An 18,710-nucleotide genomic window follows, 5' to 3' on the forward strand; every position below is an offset into this window, starting at 1 on the left:
ATTTTGCGGGTAGCCATGGCTACCCGCTTTTTTTGGGCAGCACTGTGAAGACATTCAGGACTGTGGCACATGCATGAGCAACCGCTGCAACGCTTTTTCAAATCCCTGCGCGAGCGTCCGGTGTTCGCCTGGGAACGCTTCCAGATGCGTGACGTGTTGGTGATCGACCATCCGCTGTGCCAGGCGGTGTTCAGCCGCCAGGGCGCGCAATTGCTGCACTTTCAGCCCACGGGTCAGAAGCCTTGGCTGTGGTGTGCAGCCAAGTGGCCGCAAGTCGGCGCCATCCGGGGTGGCATACCGGTGTGCTGGCCTTGGTATGGCCGTCACCCGAGCGAAAATGCCTGGCCCTCTCATGGCTGGGCGCGGCTGATCGACTGGAAACTGCTCGACAGCAGCACCGACGACGACGGCGTACGCCTGCACTGGCAACTGCAGCTGTGCGACTGGCAAGTCGACCTGCACGCGCACCTGGGCGAAACCCTGGAATTGCGCTTGAGTACCGAGCATCAGGACGAGCTGCCGTGCCAATTGAGCCACGCTTTGCATGCCTACTGGCGTATTGGTCACGTTGATGAGGTAGCGCTGTCTGGACTTGAGGGCGCGCAAGGTTACGACCAGCTCAATCGCCAGGTTTGCCAGCAGGAAGGCGAGCTACGCGTGGAAGGTGGTTGTCAGCGGGTGTTCCAGCATGACGGTGAATTGCAGCTCAAGGACCATGCCTGGCAGCGTGAATTGTGCATTGATACGGGCGACAGCGCCGACACCGTGGTGTGGCATCCGGGCAGCCGGCCGCTGTTGGGCGTGAGCTTCAATGAGGCGTCGGGGTTTGTGTGCGTGGAGTCGGCGATGGCCGGGGCCAGCTTGGCGCCGGGGGAGCGGGCGCATTTGAGTTTGCAGGCCAGGGCTGGAATTTAGCGGGATGTTTAGGGCCTCTTCGCGAGCAAGCCCGCTCCCACATTTGACCGAGTTCCAGCATGAGAATGCGGTCGAATGTGGGAGCGGGCTTGCTCGCGAAGAGGCCAGTTTTACTGGTAGAGATTCCAGCCTTAGTTGAACTCATCCCCCACCGGATACCGGCTGTCATTCAAGCTCTCTTTGATCTTGCGCAAATGCGGCTGGAAATCCACGCCACGGCGCAAGGTCATGCCGGTCGCCAACACATCCAGCACCGTCAGTTGGATGATCCGCGAGGTCATCGGCATGTAGATGTCAGTGTCTTCCGGCAACGGAATGTTCAGGCTCACCGTACTGGCCTTGGCCAGCGGTGAGTTCTCGGCGGTCACGCCCAGCACGGATGCGCCGTTTTCCCGCGCGATGCGCGCCACTTCCACCAGCTCACGGGTGCGCCCGGTGTAGGAAATGATCACGAACAACTCGCCCGTGTGCGCCACCGAGGCGATCATGCGCTGCATCAGTACATCGGCATGCGCCGTCACTGCCAGGTTGAAGCGGAAGAACTTGTGCAGCGCATCCATCGCCACCGGGGCCGAGGCGCCCAGGCCGAAGAAGTGGATCTGCCGCGCCTGGATCAACAGGTCCACGGCTTTGCTGATCAAGTTCGGGTCCAGCGCCTGGCAGGCACTGTCCAGGGACGCGATGGCACTGCCAAAGATCTTCTGCGTGTAAGCCTCCGGGTTATCATCGGCCTCCACGGCACGGCTGACATACGCGGCACCACTGGCCAGGCTTTGTGCCAACTGCAATTTCAGCTCAGGGTAACCGCTCACGCCGAACGAACGGCAGAAACGGTTGACCGTCGGTTCACTGACCGAGGCAGCCTGGGCGAGGGCGGCGATAGAGAAGCGGGTCGCCTGCTGCGGGTTGAGCAGGATGACCTCGGCGACTTTTTTCTCGGCCTTGTTCAATTCTTCGAGGCGGTTCCGGATCTGTTCCAGAAGATTTCGCACGCGGTCCATTCAGTCTTTCCTTCGGGCGACGATGCAAATAAAAAGGTGGCAACCAATCGACGAGTGGCCTTTTGCGGTGGCCTATCCTACTGAGGGTAGCTGAACACCACCACTCGCAATGCGTATTTCGGGAAAATGTTGTGGTTATTACTACATTTTTCCTTGAGTGATGCCTTGAAAAAAGGTATTTGTAGCTTAACTTGATAAAAGAACAAACATCATGCCTTCGATAACCGTAGAACCCTGCACCTTTGCCCTGTTTGGCGCCTTGGGTGATCTGGCGCTGCGCAAGTTATTTCCTGCCCTCTATCAACTTGATGGCGCCGGGCTGCTGCACGACGATACGCGCATCCTGGCCCTGGCCCGTGAAGCCGGTTCCGAGCAACAGCACCTGGCCCATATCGAACACGCGCTGCGCGAATTCGTCGGCAAGGAGCTGGACGAAGCCATTGCCCAGCGTTTCCTGGCACGCCTCACTTATGTGCACGTCGATTTCCTGAAGGCCGATGACTACGTGGCCCTGGCGGACATCGCCGGCACCGAGCAACGCCTGATTGCCTACTTCGCCACCCCGGCGGCGGTGTATGGCGCGATCTGCGAGAACCTGTCCAAGGTCGGCCTGGCGGAAAACACCCGCGTGGTGCTGGAAAAACCCATCGGTTCGGACCTGGAGTCCTCGCGCAAGGTCAACGACGCCGTGGCGCAGTTTTTCCCGGAAAACCGCACCTACCGCATCGACCACTACCTGGGTAAAGAGACGGTCCAGAACCTGATCGCCCTGCGTTTCGCCAACAGCCTGTTCGAAACCCAGTGGAACCAGAACTACATCTCCCACGTGGAAATCACCGTGGCCGAGCAGGTCGGTATCGAAGGCCGTTGGGGCTACTTCGACAAGGCCGGCCAGCTGCGCGACATGATCCAGAACCACCTGCTGCAGCTGCTGTGCCTGATCGCCATGGACCCGCCGGCCGACTTGTCCGCCGACAGCATCCGCGACGAGAAGGTCAAGGTGCTCAAGGCCCTGGCGCCGATCAGTCCGGACGGCCTGACCACCCAGGTGGTGCGCGGCCAGTACATCGCAGGCTACAGCGCCGGCAAGCCGGTGCCGGGTTACCTGGAAGAAGAAAACTCCAACACCCAGAGCGACACCGAGACCTTCGTCGCCCTGCGTGCCGATATCCGCAACTGGCGTTGGGCCGGGGTGCCGTTCTACCTGCGTACCGGCAAGCGCATGCCGCAAAAGCTGTCGCAGATCGTTATCCACTTCAAGGAACCGTCCCACTACATCTTCGCCCCGGAACAGCGCCTGCAGATCAGCAACAAGCTGATCATCCGCCTGCAACCGGACGAAGGTATTTCCTTGCGCGTGATGACCAAGGAGCAGGGCCTGGACAAGGGCATGCAACTGCGCAGCGGTCCGCTGCAACTGAATTTTTCCGACACCTACCGCAGCGCCCGTATCCCGGATGCCTACGAGCGGTTGTTGCTGGAAGTGATGCGCGGCAACCAGAACCTGTTTGTTCGCAAAGATGAAATCGAAGCCGCGTGGAAGTGGTGTGACCAGTTGATCGCCGGGTGGAAGAAATCCGGTGATGCGCCCAAGCCGTACGCGGCGGGGTCCTGGGGGCCGATGAGCTCCATTGCACTGATCACGCGGGATGGGAGGTCGTGGTATGGCGATATCTGATTTGAAACTGCCCCAGGGCGTAACCCCCCACGAGTACCGCACGCCGGTGCTGTTGGCGGAAGGCCTGGCAACTGACGTGGCCGAGCAACTGCGCACGGCCATCAGCGCCCGTGGCGAGGCGACCCTGGTGGTGTCCGGTGGCCGCAGCCCGGTGGCTTTTTTCCAGCACCTGGCCAAGCAGGGCCTGGATTGGTCCAAGGTCACCATCACCCTGGCCGACGAGCGCTGGGTGCCGGTGGAGCATGCCGACAGCAATGCCGGTTTGCTCAAGCAGCATCTGCTGCAAGGTCCGGCGGCCAAGGCCAAGTTCTTGAGCCTGTACAGCGCCGCGGCCAACCTTGAAGACGCTGCCGAGCAGGCCGATCGCCTGCTGGGCGAATTGCCAGCCATTGATGTGCTGGTGCTGGGCATGGGCGATGACGGCCACACCGCGTCGCTGTTCCCCAACAGCCCGAACCTCGCCGAAGCACTTAAGGCCGACGGTACCCGCCGTTGCTGGCCGATGCTGGCGCCGACCGTGCCGCACCAACGCCTGACCATGAGTCGCGCATTGCTGGCGACGGCGAACTACACCGTGCTGTCGATCTCCGGCAGTTCGAAATTGACCACCTTGAGCGCTGCGCTGGCCAGTGACGACGTCGCTGCCATGCCGATTCGCGCGTTTCTGCAACCTACATTAGAGATTTACTGGTGCCCATGAGCCAAGGATCAGCCGCTATGAAAAGCCCTCAACCGACCGTGTCCATGGCGGATAAAGTTGCCTTGATCGACAGCCTCTGCGCCAAGGCGCGGATCCTGCCGGTGATCACCATCGCCCGCGAACAGGACATCCTGCCGTTGGCCGATGCCCTGGCAGCCGGTGGTTTGACCGCATTGGAAGTGACCCTGCGTTCCGAGTTCGGCCTCAAGGCCATTCAGGTCCTGCGCGAGCAACGCCCTGAACTGTGCACCGGTGCCGGCACCGTGCTCGACCGTCACATGCTTGAAGCCGCCGAAGTCGCTGGCTCGCAGTTCATCGTCACTCCAGGCATCACCCGCGACCTGCTGGAAGCCTCGGTACACAGCCCGATCCCGCTGCTGCCGGGCATCAGCAATGCCTCGGGCATCATGGAGGGTTATGGCCTGGGCTATCGCCGCTTCAAACTGTTCCCGGCCGAAGTCAGCGGCGGCGTGGCCGCGATCAAGGCCCTGGGCGGCCCGTTCGGCGAAGTGAAATTCTGCCCGACCGGTGGCGTCGGCCCGGCCAACATCAAAAACTACATGGCGTTGAAAAACGTGATGTGTGTGGGCGGTAGCTGGATGCTCGACCCTGAGTGGGTCAAGAACGGCGACTGGGCCCGCATCCAGGAAGTCACCGCCGAGGCGCTGGCGCTGCTGGATTGATCTGATTTACCGAATCGTTGTTGCTGTGCTTAACGGCATTTTTGCGGTGCACTTGGTCGGTGTACCGCTTTTTTTTGCCTGTTGGAAACGCGCCTAGCCGACGCTCAACTCGGTGATGGCTTTAACCAGCACGGCTATCTCCTCTGCCTGCGTCACCAACCCCGGCGTCACCCGAATGCAGGTGCCAAACGACGCACCCACACGCGTCGTGGTGAACAGGTTGTAGTCCTTGAGCAAACGCTCCGTCATCACCTGCTGATCCTTCCCAATGAACTTGAACGCCGTAATCGCGCAATACAAGCGTGGATCATCCGGCGTCAGCACCTCGATCCCCGGCAGTGCCCGTACCTGGCTGACCCACAAGTCCCGCAAGTAATTCACTCGCGCGCCCTTGGCCGCCGCGCCGCCCAGTTGCCGATGTTCTTCAAGCACCAGCGGCAAGGTCATCAGCGCCGGGAAATTCGGCGTGCTGTAGGGCGTACGTGCGCGAACGTCGGTGGCGGGGTAGTGGAATTCGCCCATGTCCGGGTCGATGTCGGCCAGGCGCTCCGGAGCGATGTACAGGAAACCCAAGGTCAGCGGGGCGCCAATCCACTTGTGCAGGTTGAAGCCGGCAAACTGGATACCCAGTTCGGCCAGGTTGAATTCGATCTGGCCCAGGGCATGGGCGCCGTCGAGGATCACATCGATACCCTGCTCGCGCGCCGCCTGGGCAATCGCGGCCACGGGCATGACCAGCCCGGTGCGGTGGGTCACGTGGGTCAGTGCCATCAGCTTCAAGCGCGGGTACTGCACGAATGCATCGCGATACGTCTGCACCAGGCTGTCGAAACTCGCCGGGTGCGTGTGGGACAGTTCGATGACTTCCACGCCGCGATAGCCCGCCAGCCAGCGCATGGCGCCTTTCACCGTGTCGTACTCAAGGTCGCTGATCAGCACTTGGTCGCCCGGTTGCAGACGGTTGTAGTTGCGGATCAGCGATTGCAGGGCTTCGGTGGCATTGCGGGTGAAGGCGATGGCGGCGGGGTCGGCATCGATCAGCCCGGCCAGTTGGCGGCGGATCGCCTCGTTTTCACCACGCTCGAATTGCTGGCGTACATGCAGCGAGTTGCTGCGGTTGATAAACGCCACGTGTTCCAGGTACTGCGCCTGTACCGCTTGGCTCATGCGGCCGAAGTAACCGTTCTCCAGGTTGATCGGGCCGGGCTCCAGCACATAGCGCTGGGCGATGGCGTGCCAGTGGTTTTCGTTGTCTGCATTCCTTGGCATGGCATGACTCTTTAATGTCGAGGGGCGGGTTTACCGTGTTTGGCGCGCAGCGGTTCGAGCAATTCAGACAAGCCGTTGCTGTCGATCTCCTGCATCAGGGCCAGCAGACCCCCTAGCTCTCCATGGGGGAATCCTTCGCGGGCGAACCAGTTCAGGTACGGGCCGGGCAGGTCAGCGATGATCCGTCCCTTGTATTTGCCGAAGGGCATTTCGCGGGTGATCAGCAGTTCGAGTTTTTCGGGATTCATGAAGGCTCAGGTGTGTGTATCGAGACTTTGGAAAATACAGGCATTCTGCATGAAGGCCAAATGACAGATCATGCAAATAACGTACATACAGATGGTTCAATTTATCGTAACTAATTGAAATTAAAGGATAAGTTGTTTTGTTAAAACCTGGCACGGGCGCTGCAACCATTAAGACAACCTTCTAACCCGTACAAGGAATTGAAAAATGACTGACATCAATAAAGAATCGATCTCCGTACTGAACGACCTGATCGAGACCAGCATCGACGGCCAAAAGGGTTTCAAGGAGTGCGCTGAAGACATCAAGCACCCAGAACTCAAAGCCCTGTTTGCCAAGCGTTCTGCCGACTGCGCCACCGCCGCCGCCGAACTCAAAACCGCCGTACGTGCCTTGGGCGGTGATCCGGAAGATTCCGGCAGTGTGGCCGGTGCACTGCATCGCGGCTGGGTCGACGTCAAGTCGATGCTAACCGGCAAGGATGAAGAAGCGGTGCTGAACGAAGCCGAGCGCGGTGAAGACCACGCCCTGAAGGCTTATAAAGATGCGATCGAGAAGATCAACAAGCACAACCTGCTGGGCATTCGTGACCTGGTTGAGCGTCAGTACCACGGTGTACAACGCAACCACGACCAAGTGAAAGCCCTGCGTAACCAGGCTCGCGCTCAGTCGTAAGTCCTACGCTGTACCCAATGTGGGAGCGGGCTTGCTCGCGAAAGCGGTAGATCAGTCAGTGATACATCGACTGGTAAATCGCATTCGCGGGCAAGCCCGCTCCCACATTTGTTTTGCGTACTGGTTAGCCAATGCTGATCGGCGGCAACTCGGTCAAGGTCACGACTTGCTGCTTACGCGGCGCCAGGATCTCCGCTTCGCCGTCCACTACCAGTTCATCACGCTGGTTGAACACACGGGTGGCGATGCGCACGCGGAATTTCGGCAGCTTCTCGAGGATTTCCAGGCGCACGGTCAGGGTGTCGCCAATCTTCACCGGCTTCTGGAAGCTCATTTGCTGGCCGATGTAGATGGTGCCCGGCCCAGGCAATTCGCAGGCCACGGCCGCGCTGATCAGGGCGCCGCTGAACATGCCATGGGCGATACGCTCCTTGAACATGGTCGCCTTGGCGTACTCGGCGTCCAGGTGCACCGGGTTGTGGTCACCGGACATCGCGGCGAACAGCTGGATATCGCGCTCCTCCACCAACTTGCTGTAGCTGGCGGTCTGGCCGACTTCGAGGGCTTCGTACGGGGTGTTGGTTACCTGGGTCATCTAAAGGTGCATCCTGTGGCTAATCGGTAATTTAATTGACTGATTTTAAACGATAAATTATTCGCAGCGGGCCGGCCTGCGCAGTGTCAGCGCCTGGTCGAGCCACGCCAGCACATCCGCTGTGACAGCGTCGCGGTTGGTTTCGTTGAACACTTCATGGCGCGCCTGCGGGTAGACAGTCAGTTGCAGGTGCTGGCAGCCGGCGTCGCGCAAGGCGTCGGCCAGACTGTTGAGACGCTTGCCCTCACTCACCGGATCACATTCGCCGCCCATCACCAGGATCGGCAGGCCCGGATCGATCTGCGCGAGATTGGACGCTTTGCTGATCTGCTGCAAGCCGCCGAGCAGGTCGATCCAGAGCTGATTGGTGCAGCGGAACCCGCACAGGGGGTCGTCGATGTACTTGTCCACCTCATCCGGGTCACGGCTGAGCCAGTCGAACGCGGTGCGATTGGGTTTGAAGGCTTTATTGAACGAGCCAAACGACAGGAATTCGATCAGCGCACTGCGCCCGCGCAAGCCCTGGCGCAGGCGCTCTATGCGAGCAATCACCCGAGCGGCGCGATAGAGCGCCACGGGTTGGAAGTTCGAGCCGCTGAGAATCGCCCCATGCAGGCTGGCGCTGTGGTGCAGCAGGTAAGCCTGGGCGATATAGCTGCCCATGCTGTGGCCCAGCAGAATGATCGGCAACCCCGGCTGCTGCTGGCCGATATGCTGGTTGAGGCTGGCCAGGTCGCCCACCACTTTGTTCCAGCCATCCGTCTCGGCGTACAGGCCCAAGGTGCCTTCGTCGGCGGTGCGGCCATGGCCACGCTGGTCCAGCGCATACAGGCCGTAGCCGGCGCCGCACAGGGCCTCGGCCAGGCGCGCATAGCGCCCACTGTGTTCGGCCATGCCGTGGGACAGCATCACCACGGCCTTGGCGGGGCCCTCGGGCATCCATTGATTGACGTACAGGCGGCTGCGGTCATTCGCGGTCAGCCAGAAGGTGCTGTGGTTCATGGCGCTTCCTTTGCTCAGGGTCGTTGCAGTGTATAGCTCATCTGTTGAGGGACTGGGTATCTGCCTACGCATCAGCGGCAAGATTCATACAATCAATGACACGATTTAGCGTATTTGCCTGTTTGGCCATAGCTGCTAACGTCCCCAAAGCTCCGCTTTTTATAGCGTCAGGAAAGCGGCCGGACACACTCAGGTAAGAGGACAAGAATAATGCAACCTGATTTCTGGAATGACAAACGCGCGGCGGGCGTTCCCAATGACATCGACCTGTCGGCCTACAAGTCGGTGATCGAGGTCTTCGAGCGTTCCTGCAAGGCTTTTGCCGACCGTCCGGCATTCAGCAACATGGGCATCACCCTGACTTACGCCGAGCTTGAGCGCCAGAGTGCGGCGTTCGCCGGCTACCTGCAACAGCACACCGACCTCAAGCCGGGCGACCGCATTGCGGTGCAGATGCCCAACGTGCTGCATTACCCGATTGCCGTGTTCGGCGCCTTGCGTGCCGGGCTGATCGTGGTCAACACCAACCCGCTGTACACCCCGCGCGAGATGCGCCACCAGTTCAAGGACGCCGGCGTGCGTGCGCTGGTCTACCTCAACCTGTTCGGCTCGCGCGTGCAGGAGGTGTGCAGCGACACCGAGATCGACTACCTGATCGAAGCCAAGATGGGCGACTTCATGCCCGCCGCCAAGGGCTGGCTGGTCAACACCCTGGTCGACAAGGTCAAGAAGATGGTCCCGGCCTACAGCCTGCCGCGCGCGGTGTCGTTCAAGCGCGCGTTACACATGGGCGCGGGCCTGGGCGTGACGCGCCACCCGGTGACCCTGGACGATATCGCCGTGCTGCAATACACCGGCGGCACCACCGGCCTGGCCAAGGGCGCGATGCTGACCCACGGCAACCTGGTGGCAAACATGCAACAGGTGCGCGCCTGCATGTCCCAGACCGGTGAGGACGGCCACCCGCTGATCAAGGAAGGGCAGGAGGTGATGATCGCGCCGCTGCCGCTGTACCACATCTATGCGTTTACGGCGAACTGCATGTGCATGATGGTCTCAGGCAATCACAACGTACTGATCACCAATCCACGGGACATCGGCGGCTTTATCAAGGAGCTGAAGAAGTGGCGTTTCACCGGGCTGCTGGGGCTCAACACGCTGTTCGTGGCGTTGATGGACCATCCTGACTTCAAGTCCCTCGACTTCTCCCACCTCAAGCTCACCAACTCCGGTGGCACTGCACTGATCAAGGCCACTGCCGAGCGCTGGCAGCAGATCACCGGTTGCGCCATCGGCGAAGGCTACGGCCTCACGGAAACCTCTCCGGTGGCCAGCACCAACCCCTACGGCAATAAATCCCGCCTGGGCACCGTGGGCATCCCGGTGCCGGCCACGGCGATGAAAGTGATCGATGACCAGGGCGTCGAGTTGCCACTGGGCGAGCGCGGCGAGTTGTGCATCAAGGGCCCGCAGGTGATGAAGGGCTACTGGCAGCAACCGGCCGCGACCGCCGAGGCGCTGGACGCCGAAGGTTGGCTCAAGACCGGTGACATTGCAGTGATCGACGAGGATGGCTTTGTGCGCATCGTCGACCGCAAGAAAGACCTGATCATTGTGTCGGGCTTCAACGTCTACCCCAACGAGATTGAAGACGTGGTGATGGCCCACCCGGCGGTGGCCAACTGCGCGGTGATCGGCGTGCCGGACGAGCGCACAGGGGAGGCGGTGAAGCTGTTTGTGGTGGCGCGGGCTGAGGGGGTGAGCCTTGAGGAGTTGAAGGCCTACTGCAAGACCAACTTCACCGGGTACAAGGTGCCCAAGCATATTGTGCTGCGCGAGTCGTTGCCGATGACGCCGGTGGGCAAGATTTTGCGCAGAGAGTTGCGCGACATCGCCTGACCTTGAATTGAAATGCAATAAAGTGTGGGAGCGGGCTTGCTGTGGTGAGCGGGCTTGCCCCGCGCCGGACTGCGCAGCGGTCCTCATTGATTTGCGGTGAACCTGTCGGGGGACAAGCCCCCTCACCACAGCAAGCGCGCTCCCACATTCGTCTTGTGTTGCCATGAAAACCCTATTCCAGAGCGTTTTTCGTAGGCAATTAGGTGTTGTTTAAAGTGTGACCGAATATTGTAGGACAGTCGCGTTTATGACCACGGGGCCCACCTTTGGCTCTAGGCGACCTTTGGCAAAGCTGCTACTCTCGGCGCGCTTTGTGACGTCTCGGCCTGCTTGAAAGCGCCAGATTCACCTAAAAAAACATACACCAATAATAATCGCATCAAATGCGATGATGAATTCGCGTCGCTGACGTCGCTGAGGAGTGGGCTTCCATGAACGAAGACTTTTGGAAGGATAAGTACCCCGCCGGGATTGCTGCACAAATCAATCCAGACGAGTATCCGAATATTCAGGCGGTACTGAAGCAGTCCTGCCAGCGCTTCGCCAACAAACCGGCTTTCAGCAACCTGGGCAAGACCATCACCTACGGTGAATTGTACGAATTGTCCGGCGCCTTCGCCGCGTACCTGCAACAGCACACCGACTTGAAACCCGGCGATCGCATCGCCGTGCAACTGCCCAACGTCCTCCAGTACCCGGTTGCCGTGTTTGGCGCCATCCGTGCCGGCCTGATCGTGGTCAACACCAACCCGCTGTACACCGCGCGGGAAATGGAACACCAATTCAACGACTCCGGTGCCAAGGCCCTCGTCTGCCTGGCCAACATGGCGCACCTGGCGGAAAAGGTCGTGCCCAAGACCGCCGTCAAGCACGTGATCGTCACCGAAGTCGCCGATCTGTTGCCGCCGCTCAAGCGCCTGCTGATCAACAGCGTCATCAAGTACGTGAAGAAGATGGTCCCGGCGTATCACTTGCCCCAGGCGATCAAGTTCAACGACGTGCTGGCCAAGGGGCACGGCCAACCGGTCAACGACGTCAGCCCGGCCAGTGGCGATGTGGCCGTGCTGCAATACACCGGCGGCACCACCGGCGTGGCCAAGGGCGCGATGCTCACCCACCGCAACCTGGTCGCCAACATGTTGCAGTGCAAGGCACTGATGGGGTCCAACCTCAACGAAGGTTGCGAGATCCTGATCACGCCGCTGCCGCTGTATCACATCTATGCGTTCACCTTTCATTGCATGGCGATGATGCTGATCGGCAACCACAACATCCTGATCAGCAACCCGCGCGACCTGCCGGCGATGGTCAAGGAACTGTCGAAGTGGAAGTTCAGCGGTTTTGTCGGCCTGAACACGCTGTTCGTGGCGCTGTGTAACAACGAGGCGTTCCGCAAGCTGGACTTCTCCGCGCTGAAAGTCACCCTGTCCGGCGGCATGGCCCTGCAATTGGCCGCCGCCGAGCGCTGGAAGGCCGTGACCGGCTGTGGCATCTGCGAAGGCTACGGCATGACCGAAACCAGCCCGGTGGCCACGGTGAACCCGATCCAGCACATCCAGATCGGCACCATCGGCATTCCGGTGCCGTCCACCGTGTGCAAAGTCATCGCTGACGACGGCACTGAACTCGCCCTGGGTGAAACCGGCGAGCTTTGTGTGAAGGGCCCGCAAGTGATGAAGGGCTACTGGCAGCGCCAGGACGCCACCGACGAAATGCTCGACAGCGAAGGCTGGCTCAAGACCGGTGACATCGCGATCATCCAGCCCGATGGCTATATGCGCATTGTCGACCGCAAGAAGGACATGATCCTGGTCTCGGGCTTCAACGTGTACCCCAACGAGCTGGAAGATGTACTGGCAGGCCTGCCGGGCGTGCTGCAATGCGCGGCCATCGGTGTGCCGGACGAGAAGTCCGGGGAACACATCAAGCTGTTCATTGTGGTCAAGCCGGGCGCGACCCTGACCAAGGACCAGGTGATGGAGCACATGCGCGCCAACGTCACCGCCTACAAGGTGCCCAAGGCCGTGGAATTCCGCGATGCGTTGCCGACCACCAACGTGGGCAAGATCCTGCGGCGTGAGTTGCGTGATGAAGAGCTGAAGAAGCTCGGTCTTAAAAAGTAACCCATAAAAAACCCCGCCGAAGCGGGGTTTTTTATTGAAGGGGGGTTACAGGGCGAAATGCGCGAAGCTCACGTTAGCACCTGTTGGCCGCACATCCTTCAAGAACGAGTCCTTGTCGGCGCTCAGCTCCAGCGTGATCTCTGGCTTGCGCTTGTTCGCATTGCGCACCACCAACCCTTCGATGTGCTCACGCAAAAACGCGGTCGGCACCTTCAGGTGCAGCAACTGGTCAGTCTCGGCGTTGTGCATCAACAGATGGATCCACTCGTACTGGCCCACGGCAATACGGCCCACCGGCAGGTCGAACCACCAGATGTTGCGTTTGCGGTCCAGGTCGGTGAAGTGGCAGTTGTTGACGCCGAGTACGGCACCGCCCAGTTCGGTGTTTCGGCGGGCGATGGCCTGTGCTTTATTGAGTTTCATAACCTTCCTACGGATCTGTTATTCAGCAGTTGAGCCTGAATGTGCCGGGCATTCTCAGGGGTTGGCGGCAAAACATAAAGCCAAAACTGCGACCGGCGATGAAATGCGTGGGCAAAAATAATTGAAACTCTGCCGAACGGCCTCGGGTCAATCTTTAGGTAATGACCAAAACCCTTGATTGTTCTTTCGGAGAGATACCATGAGCAGCACATCTGACAAGGTTAAAGGCGTGGCAAACGAGGCGGTCGGCAATATCAAGCAAGGTGTCGGTAAAGTCACCGGCAACGACAAACTTCGCGCTGAAGGTGTGGTTCAGGAAAAGAAAGGCGAAGTGCAGAAAGCGGTTGGCGACACCAAGGACGCTGTGAAAAAAGCGACCAAGTAAGCGCGTTTTCAAGCAGTCCAAACGGCCATCCACGGATGGCCGTTTTTATGTCACATGCTGTGATTAAAGTTTCGAAATTGTTTCAAGGTCGCCAAATAGGCTACCTTGATGTAGAAAACGGCCCCTGAGTCGCCCACGAACTCAACCTTTTTGCGGCGAAAGGAGACGCTATGATTTTTCCGGTTCTCGATGGGCTCAAGCTGCACAAAGTGCTGCTGCGCACCGTCAAGGAATTCGTCGATGACGAAATGCCTACCTACGCCTCGGCACTGGCCTACCAGATGCTGTTCTCGCTGTTTCCCTTCCTGCTGTTCCTGATTGCCCTGATCGGTTTCCTGCATTTGCCGGACTTCTTCACCTGGCTGCGTCTGCAGTCGGAACTGGTGTTGCCGCCCCAGGCCCTGGAGCAGGTCAACCCGGTGATCGACCAGTTGCAGCAATCCAAAGGTGGCCTGCTCTCGGTAGGTATCGTGATCGCGCTGTGGACGGCCTCGGCCGGCGTGCGCCTGATGATGAGCGCGATGAACGCCGCTTATGACGTGGTTGAAGGCCGGCCGATCTGGAAGCGCTTCCCGCTGTCGATTTTCTACACCGTTGGCATCGCCGGCATGCTGTTGGCCGCCGCCGCACTGATGGTGCTGGGCCCGCAAGTGATGGAGTGGCTGGCCGGGCAGATCGGCATGCAGGAGTTCGTGGTCACACTGTGGACCATCCTGCGCTGGCCGTTGATTGTGATTTTGCTGATGTTCGCCGTGGCCCTCATGTACTACGTGATGCCCGACGTCGAGCAGAAATTCCGCTTCATCACCCCAGGCTCAGTGCTGGCGGTGGTGGTATGGATCGTCGCGTCACTGGGTTTCGGCTACTACGTCAAAACCTTTGCCGACTACAACGCCATGTATGGCAGTATCGGCGCAATCATCGTGTTGCTCCTGTACTTCTACATTTCCGCCGCCGTGCTGTTGCTGGGCGCGGAGATGAATGCGGTGATCGAGCACATGTCCGCCGAGGGCAAGGATCCGGGTGAAAAAGAGTTCGATGAGCCCGGCCACACCGATGAAAAACAGCACGTCTCAGGCCTCGGCCGGGACCACTCCAAGCCCACTGCCGATGAAGTCTGAGCGATGATCCGTGAAATCCTGAAAATGGGCGACGAGCGCCTGCTGCGCATCGCGCCTCCGGTCCCGCCGGAAATGTTCGACAGCCCCGAGCTGTGGCAATTGATCGATGACATGTTCCAGACCATGGAACACGTGGGCGGCGTCGGCCTGGCCGCGCCGCAGATCGGTGTCGACCTGCAATTGGTGATCTTCGGCTTCGAGGCCAGCGAACGCTACCCGGACGCGCCGCCGGTGCCGCAGACGATCCTGATCAACCCGCTGATCACGCCACTGAGCCCGGTGCTGGAGGAGGGCTATGAAGGCTGCCTGTCCGTGCCGGGTTTGCGGGGGGCGGTGGACCGTTACCAACAGATTCGTTATGAGGGTTTTGACCCAAAGGGCGAGCCGATTGTGCGCATCGCCGAGGGCTTTCATGCGCGGGTGGTGCAGCATGAATGCGATCACCTGATCGGCCGGTTGTATCCGTCGCGGATTACCGATTTCACCAAGTTCGGCTTTATCGAAGTGATGTTCCCGGACATGGATCCCACGGCTGACGACTGATCCTGCAGCTGAATGTGAGGCTGCTTGTTGTGGTGAGCGGGCTTGCCCGCTCACCACAACAAGCCCGCTCACTACAGAAAAGCGATACTCCAATGTTTTTAGCGGGTGGGTTTGACGAACCGCAACGTCATCCGATCCGACTCCCCAATCGCCACATACTTCGCCTTATCCTGCTCGCCCAATCTCAACGTCGGCGGTAGCGTCCACACGCCAGCCGCGTAATCCTTGGTGTCCTTCGGATTGGCATTCACCTCGCTCTGTCCCGCCAGCTTGAACCCGGCATCGGAGGCCAGCTTCACCACCTGTGCGGTGGTCAGATAGCCGCTGTCCTTGATCGCTTCCAGATCCGCGCCATCCTTGGCCCGGTGATCTTCCACGCCCAGCACGCCGCCCGGTTTGAGTACCTTGTAGAACGCACTGAACGTGGCCGGCGCAGTGCCTGCCTCGACCCAGTTATGCACATTGCGGAAGGTCAGTACGGCATCCGCCGAAGCCGGCTTGCCGAACACCGGCGCCTTGGGATCGAACTCGACCACCTCGGCCTTGGCGTAGCGAGCGGGATCAGCCGCGAATTTCTTCTTCAGGTTCTCTTCGGACGTGCGCGCGTAGGCGCTGCTGCTCGCCGCCTGCACCGCTGCGACGTAATGCCCATGCTCATTGAGCAACGGCGCCAGCAGTTCGCTGTACCAACCGCCACCGGGGGTAATTTCGATCACCGTCTGCTTGGCGCCCAGGCCAAAGAACTCCAGCGTCTGTTGCGGATGGCGATAGCTGTCGCGGGCGCTGTTGGCCGGGTCGCGCCAATTGCCGGCGAGCGCGCTCTGGTACTGCTGGGCGGTGATGGGGGCGTCGGCTGCCTGGCTCAAGAGCGGAACGAGCAGGGCGGTGAGGGAGAGAGCTGCAAGCGTCGTTTTCATGATCATCCTGTAAAGGGCCACTGTGCCGCCGAGGCTAGCATGGGGCCTGCAGGCGCCGATCACACATTATCTGCGGTCGACCTTACCAAACGATCTAAGCCCATCGCGATCATGGGTTTGTTGCGCTTGTAGCGTACCCAGCGTTCGCTGAGGGATTGCGGCAGCACGGTGTCCTGGGTGAAGCCCATCCGTTGATACAACCCTTCCAGGTCTGGATGACACAACAACCACAGGGTGCCGTCGACATCGGCAACCGCGGCCTCGATCACCCGCGCCGCCAGCCCTTGGCCGCGATAGGCCGGGTCAACGAACACCCCGGTCAACCATTGCCCTCCCACCACCGGCGTCAGGCACAACCCGGCGACGATCTCTGCGTCGCGCGCCACCCACAAACGCCCACCCTTGAGCGCCTTCATCGACGAGTTGTGGTTGCGGTAAAACTTGTTTAGCAGCGGCCACAGCGGCTCTGCCAGCGGTTCGATGTGCAATGGGGGCATGGTGTTCAGGCAGCGTTATTCAGGGCCTTGGATTATAAGCGACTTCTGCCGGGCAATAGGTGGTATACCCAGTGCTACATCCCCTGTCAGTGGAGCAAGCATCATGGCCAAAGGTATGGATTCAAAGAAAGCCGCGAAGAAAAAACCGGCAAAGACCGCCGATGAAAAACGCGCAGACAAAAAGGCCAAGAAGTCTGAAACCGGCCTTTTCGGTCACTGAGTTACAAGCTTAGAACCAAACGATCTGCAAGATTTTCCCGCCTCATTGCACAGAGCAGGAAACACCTGCTCTGAGCGGCTGATGGCCAACTACCTTGATCTGACCCAACGCCGGGAAATCGAAGCCCTGGCCAGCACCTTTATCGCAAGAACCGAATGGCCGACATGGCTGCTGCTGATCGGCGTGTACGCCGGTTGGTTTGCCGTGATCCTGGGCAGCCATTGGCTGGGCCTGGGGTTGAGCCTCTTGCTGCTGATTCCAATCGTGACGCTGTGGCTGTCGGTGCAACACGAATTGCTCCACGGCCATCCCACCCGTTCGTTGCTGCTCAATAAACTGCTCGGCTACGCGCCCTTTGCGGTGTGGTACCCGTACACGCTGTACCGCGACAGTCACTTGCTGCACCACAACGACGAAGACCTGACCCTGCCGGGCATCGACCCGGAAAGCCGGTACCTCAACCAGCAGCAATGGGACAACAGTTCGCTGTTCGAGCGTGGCGTGCATTGGCTGACCAAGACGGTACTGGGCCGCTTTGTGTTGGCCGCCCCCTTGGCAATCGCCCGTTTGGCCCGTCACGAATATCGGCGCCTGCCCCAAGTGTGGCCGATGTGGCTGGCCCATGGCGCCGTCACCGTGTTGATGCTGAGTTTCATCGCCCATTACAGCGCGCTCTCGGTGTGGCATTACCTGCTGCTGGTCAGCGTGCCGGCCTTGTCCCTGGCGTCGATCCGTTCCTACTATGAGCACCGCCCGCACCCGCAGCCGGAGCAACGCACCGTGCTCAACGAAGCATCCTGGCCGTGGACCTGGCTGTTCCTCAACAACAACCTGCACCTGGTGCACCACGACCTGCCGAAACTGCCCTGGTACTTGCTGCCCACGGTCTACCGTGCCCGCCGCGAACAATGGGTGGCGCGCAGCGGCGGCTTCCTGGTGCAGGGCTACGGCCAGTTGATCAGCCGCCACGGCCTCAAGGCCATCGACAGCCCCCGGCACCCTTTTGCGTGAGAGATGACCATGAGTGACCACTATGCCGAGCTGCTGATGTACGTCGCGCCCGAGCCGATCGAGCAGGCCAACCAGCAGTGGATTGCGCGCATCCTCGACCACCTGAACCTGGGGCGGCGCAATGCCGATCACCTCGACCTGCACGGTCTGTGGCTTGCGCCTGAATTGCTCCTGACCCAGACCTGCGGTTATCCGCTGATGACCCAGCTGCGCGGCCAGGTCCGTGTCATCGGCCGCCCATGCTACGAGTTGCCCCATAGCAGCCAAGGCGAGCATTGCAGCCTGTTGCTGACCCGCGATGACAACCCACGCCGCACCTTGGCGGATTTCTACTACAGCCGTGGCGTGATCAACGGCCACGATTCCAACAGCGGCATGAACCTGCTGCGCGAACGCCTGGCACCCTTGCAACGCGACGGGCGCTTCTTCGCCAACGTCGCCATCAGCGGTGCCCACCGCGAGAGCCTGCGTTGGCTGCGCGAAGACCGCGCCGACCTGGCGGCCATCGACAGCGTCACCTACGACTACCTCGCCCGTTTCGCGCCGCAGGAAGTGGCGGGGCTGCGCATCGTCACGCGCAGCGCACCGAGCCCGACCTTGCCCTATATCGGTCCAGTGGGCTTGAGCGATGAACAGGTCGTTCAGATCCGTCAGGCCATGAACCAGGCACTGCGGGATTTACCGCAGGTGGCCGAGACATTGGGCCTGCAAGCCGTACTGCCCGCCAGCGAAGACGACTACCAAGTGCTATTGGGCTATGAGCAACAGGCCGCAAGCGCTGGCTACCCAGTGCTTCAATAAGGTTAT

General features: G+C 60.2%; 20 protein-coding genes. 12 read left to right on the forward strand and 8 right to left on the reverse strand.

The window, feature by feature from the left end; all coding sequences use genetic code 11:
* Window positions 1-69 precede the first annotated feature (69 nt).
* Window positions 70-915 carry a D-hexose-6-phosphate mutarotase gene (locus tag HX823_RS01875; protein WP_177073991.1) on the forward strand — a complete coding sequence of 282 codons (846 nt, stop codon included), beginning with the start codon at window positions 70-72 and terminating at the stop codon, window positions 913-915.
* A gap of 131 nt (window positions 916-1,046) precedes the next feature.
* Here the strand turns inward: HX823_RS01875 and HX823_RS01880 are convergent, their stop codons facing one another.
* On the reverse strand, window positions 1,047-1,907 hold the full coding sequence (locus HX823_RS01880; RefSeq protein WP_174555598.1) for a MurR/RpiR family transcriptional regulator: 861 nt from the start codon (window positions 1,905-1,907) through the stop codon (window positions 1,047-1,049).
* A 220-nt stretch (window positions 1,908-2,127) separates the two neighbouring features.
* On the opposite strand from HX823_RS01880, the gene zwf reads away from it, so the two are divergent.
* Genes zwf through HX823_RS01895 form a run of 3 tightly spaced genes read left to right on the forward strand, consistent with a single transcriptional unit; the run spans window position 2,128 to window position 4,977 of the window.
* Window positions 2,128-3,594: a glucose-6-phosphate dehydrogenase gene (gene zwf / locus HX823_RS01885; protein ID WP_033896321.1), complete on the forward strand. Its 1,467-nt coding sequence runs from the start codon at window positions 2,128-2,130 to the stop codon at window positions 3,592-3,594.
* Complete coding sequence (gene pgl, locus HX823_RS01890; RefSeq protein WP_038850554.1) at window positions 3,581-4,294, forward strand: 6-phosphogluconolactonase; 714 nt, start codon at window positions 3,581-3,583, stop codon at window positions 4,292-4,294. The genes zwf and pgl overlap by 14 nt, the downstream gene beginning before the upstream one ends.
* A gap of 17 nt (window positions 4,295-4,311) precedes the next feature.
* Entirely contained in the window at window positions 4,312-4,977 is a 666-nt protein-coding gene (locus HX823_RS01895; RefSeq protein WP_025858441.1) for a bifunctional 4-hydroxy-2-oxoglutarate aldolase/2-dehydro-3-deoxy-phosphogluconate aldolase, read from the forward strand.
* Between the two features lie 93 nt (window positions 4,978-5,070).
* Here the strand turns inward: HX823_RS01895 and HX823_RS01900 are convergent, their stop codons facing one another.
* Both HX823_RS01900 and HX823_RS01905 read right to left on the reverse strand, forming a co-directional pair.
* Window positions 5,071-6,246 carry an aminotransferase class V-fold PLP-dependent enzyme gene (locus HX823_RS01900; RefSeq protein ID WP_177073992.1) on the reverse strand — a complete coding sequence of 392 codons (1,176 nt, stop codon included), beginning with the start codon at window positions 6,244-6,246 and terminating at the stop codon, window positions 5,071-5,073.
* 11 nt (window positions 6,247-6,257) lie between these two features.
* The gene (locus HX823_RS01905) at window positions 6,258-6,494 is read right to left on the reverse strand and encodes a DUF3820 family protein (RefSeq protein WP_010208204.1); all 237 of its coding nucleotides are present in this window, start codon (window positions 6,492-6,494) and stop codon (window positions 6,258-6,260) included.
* A 205-nt stretch (window positions 6,495-6,699) separates the two neighbouring features.
* Here HX823_RS01905 and HX823_RS01910 point away from each other — a divergent pair, with 205 nt between their 5' ends.
* The gene (locus tag HX823_RS01910; protein WP_033896318.1) at window positions 6,700-7,167 is read left to right on the forward strand and encodes a PA2169 family four-helix-bundle protein; all 468 of its coding nucleotides are present in this window, start codon (window positions 6,700-6,702) and stop codon (window positions 7,165-7,167) included.
* Between the two features lie 124 nt (window positions 7,168-7,291).
* Here the strand turns inward: HX823_RS01910 and HX823_RS01915 are convergent, their stop codons facing one another.
* Complete coding sequence (locus HX823_RS01915; RefSeq protein WP_010208208.1) at window positions 7,292-7,762, reverse strand: MaoC family dehydratase; 471 nt, start codon at window positions 7,760-7,762, stop codon at window positions 7,292-7,294.
* 57 nt (window positions 7,763-7,819) lie between these two features.
* The gene (locus HX823_RS01920; protein WP_177073993.1) at window positions 7,820-8,764 is read right to left on the reverse strand and encodes an alpha/beta hydrolase; all 945 of its coding nucleotides are present in this window, start codon (window positions 8,762-8,764) and stop codon (window positions 7,820-7,822) included.
* 210 nt (window positions 8,765-8,974) lie between these two features.
* Here HX823_RS01920 and fadD2 point away from each other — a divergent pair, with 210 nt between their 5' ends.
* Together fadD2 and fadD1 are read left to right on the forward strand one after the other, a co-directional pair.
* The gene (gene fadD2 / locus HX823_RS01925) at window positions 8,975-10,663 is read left to right on the forward strand and encodes a long-chain-fatty-acid--CoA ligase FadD2 (RefSeq protein ID WP_177073994.1); all 1,689 of its coding nucleotides are present in this window, start codon (window positions 8,975-8,977) and stop codon (window positions 10,661-10,663) included.
* A 431-nt stretch (window positions 10,664-11,094) separates the two neighbouring features.
* Window positions 11,095-12,786, forward strand: a complete 1,692-nt coding sequence (gene fadD1, locus HX823_RS01930; protein WP_033896315.1) for a long-chain-fatty-acid--CoA ligase FadD1 — start codon at window positions 11,095-11,097, stop codon at window positions 12,784-12,786.
* A 45-nt stretch (window positions 12,787-12,831) separates the two neighbouring features.
* Here fadD1 and HX823_RS01935 read toward each other — a convergent pair whose 3' ends face one another.
* Window positions 12,832-13,209, reverse strand: coding sequence for a hypothetical protein (locus HX823_RS01935; RefSeq protein WP_033896314.1), 378 nt, complete (start codon window positions 13,207-13,209; stop codon window positions 12,832-12,834).
* A 199-nt stretch (window positions 13,210-13,408) separates the two neighbouring features.
* On the opposite strand from HX823_RS01935, the gene HX823_RS01940 reads away from it, so the two are divergent.
* The 3 genes from HX823_RS01940 (at window position 13,409) to def (ending at window position 15,258) form a co-directional block, all read left to right on the forward strand.
* The gene (locus tag HX823_RS01940; RefSeq protein ID WP_028617689.1) at window positions 13,409-13,594 is read left to right on the forward strand and encodes a CsbD family protein; all 186 of its coding nucleotides are present in this window, start codon (window positions 13,409-13,411) and stop codon (window positions 13,592-13,594) included.
* Between the two features lie 170 nt (window positions 13,595-13,764).
* Window positions 13,765-14,715, forward strand: coding sequence for a YihY/virulence factor BrkB family protein (locus HX823_RS01945; RefSeq protein WP_016975971.1), 951 nt, complete (start codon window positions 13,765-13,767; stop codon window positions 14,713-14,715).
* Window positions 14,716-14,718: 3 nt separating this feature from the next.
* The gene (gene def, locus HX823_RS01950; protein WP_016975972.1) at window positions 14,719-15,258 is read left to right on the forward strand and encodes a peptide deformylase; all 540 of its coding nucleotides are present in this window, start codon (window positions 14,719-14,721) and stop codon (window positions 15,256-15,258) included.
* 98 nt (window positions 15,259-15,356) lie between these two features.
* Here the strand turns inward: def and HX823_RS01955 are convergent, their stop codons facing one another.
* Together HX823_RS01955 and HX823_RS01960 are read right to left on the reverse strand one after the other, a co-directional pair.
* Window positions 15,357-16,175 (reverse strand): class I SAM-dependent methyltransferase, encoded by an 819-nt coding sequence (locus HX823_RS01955; protein WP_177073995.1) that lies wholly within the window; start codon window positions 16,173-16,175, stop codon window positions 15,357-15,359.
* Between the two features lie 59 nt (window positions 16,176-16,234).
* A complete protein-coding gene (locus HX823_RS01960; RefSeq protein WP_033896311.1) occupies window positions 16,235-16,672 on the reverse strand; it encodes a GNAT family N-acetyltransferase in 438 nt (145 codons plus the stop codon).
* A 301-nt stretch (window positions 16,673-16,973) separates the two neighbouring features.
* On the opposite strand from HX823_RS01960, the gene HX823_RS01965 reads away from it, so the two are divergent.
* Window positions 16,974-17,903, forward strand: a complete 930-nt coding sequence (locus tag HX823_RS01965; protein ID WP_038850564.1) for a fatty acid desaturase — start codon at window positions 16,974-16,976, stop codon at window positions 17,901-17,903.
* 9 nt (window positions 17,904-17,912) lie between these two features.
* Window positions 17,913-18,704: a phosphate/phosphite/phosphonate ABC transporter substrate-binding protein gene (locus tag HX823_RS01970; protein ID WP_177073996.1), complete on the forward strand. Its 792-nt coding sequence runs from the start codon at window positions 17,913-17,915 to the stop codon at window positions 18,702-18,704.
* Window positions 18,705-18,710: the final 6 nt, after the last annotated feature.

Source organism: Pseudomonas sp. P7759, from assembly GCF_013386445.1.
GTDB classification, from domain to species: domain Bacteria; phylum Pseudomonadota; class Gammaproteobacteria; order Pseudomonadales; family Pseudomonadaceae; genus Aquipseudomonas; species Aquipseudomonas azotoformans_A.

What these genes read in the sequence shown, in the direction of transcription:
- HX823_RS01875 (WP_177073991.1), top strand. Translation starts at nt 70, where the DNA reads ATGCATGAGCAACCGCTGCAACGCTTTTTCAAATCCCTGCGCGAGCGT.
- zwf (WP_033896321.1), top strand. Translation starts at nt 2,128, where the DNA reads ATGCCTTCGATAACCGTAGAACCCTGCACCTTTGCCCTGTTTGGCGCC.
- pgl (WP_038850554.1), top strand. Translation starts at nt 3,581, where the DNA reads ATGGCGATATCTGATTTGAAACTGCCCCAGGGCGTAACCCCCCACGAG.
- HX823_RS01895 (WP_025858441.1), top strand. Translation starts at nt 4,312, where the DNA reads ATGAAAAGCCCTCAACCGACCGTGTCCATGGCGGATAAAGTTGCCTTG.
- HX823_RS01900 (WP_177073992.1), bottom strand. Translation starts at nt 6,246, where the DNA reads ATGCCAAGGAATGCAGACAACGAAAACCACTGGCACGCCATCGCCCAG.
- HX823_RS01905 (WP_010208204.1), bottom strand. Translation starts at nt 6,494, where the DNA reads ATGAATCCCGAAAAACTCGAACTGCTGATCACCCGCGAAATGCCCTTC.
- HX823_RS01910 (WP_033896318.1), top strand. Translation starts at nt 6,700, where the DNA reads ATGACTGACATCAATAAAGAATCGATCTCCGTACTGAACGACCTGATC.
- HX823_RS01915 (WP_010208208.1), bottom strand. Translation starts at nt 7,762, where the DNA reads ATGACCCAGGTAACCAACACCCCGTACGAAGCCCTCGAAGTCGGCCAG.
- HX823_RS01920 (WP_177073993.1), bottom strand. Translation starts at nt 8,764, where the DNA reads ATGAACCACAGCACCTTCTGGCTGACCGCGAATGACCGCAGCCGCCTG.
- fadD2 (WP_177073994.1), top strand. Translation starts at nt 8,975, where the DNA reads ATGCAACCTGATTTCTGGAATGACAAACGCGCGGCGGGCGTTCCCAAT.
- fadD1 (WP_033896315.1), top strand. Translation starts at nt 11,095, where the DNA reads ATGAACGAAGACTTTTGGAAGGATAAGTACCCCGCCGGGATTGCTGCA.
- HX823_RS01935 (WP_033896314.1), bottom strand. Translation starts at nt 13,209, where the DNA reads ATGAAACTCAATAAAGCACAGGCCATCGCCCGCCGAAACACCGAACTG.
- HX823_RS01940 (WP_028617689.1), top strand. Translation starts at nt 13,409, where the DNA reads ATGAGCAGCACATCTGACAAGGTTAAAGGCGTGGCAAACGAGGCGGTC.
- HX823_RS01945 (WP_016975971.1), top strand. Translation starts at nt 13,765, where the DNA reads ATGATTTTTCCGGTTCTCGATGGGCTCAAGCTGCACAAAGTGCTGCTG.
- def (WP_016975972.1), top strand. Translation starts at nt 14,719, where the DNA reads ATGATCCGTGAAATCCTGAAAATGGGCGACGAGCGCCTGCTGCGCATC.
- HX823_RS01955 (WP_177073995.1), bottom strand. Translation starts at nt 16,175, where the DNA reads ATGAAAACGACGCTTGCAGCTCTCTCCCTCACCGCCCTGCTCGTTCCG.
- HX823_RS01960 (WP_033896311.1), bottom strand. Translation starts at nt 16,672, where the DNA reads ATGCCCCCATTGCACATCGAACCGCTGGCAGAGCCGCTGTGGCCGCTG.
- HX823_RS01965 (WP_038850564.1), top strand. Translation starts at nt 16,974, where the DNA reads ATGGCCAACTACCTTGATCTGACCCAACGCCGGGAAATCGAAGCCCTG.
- HX823_RS01970 (WP_177073996.1), top strand. Translation starts at nt 17,913, where the DNA reads ATGAGTGACCACTATGCCGAGCTGCTGATGTACGTCGCGCCCGAGCCG.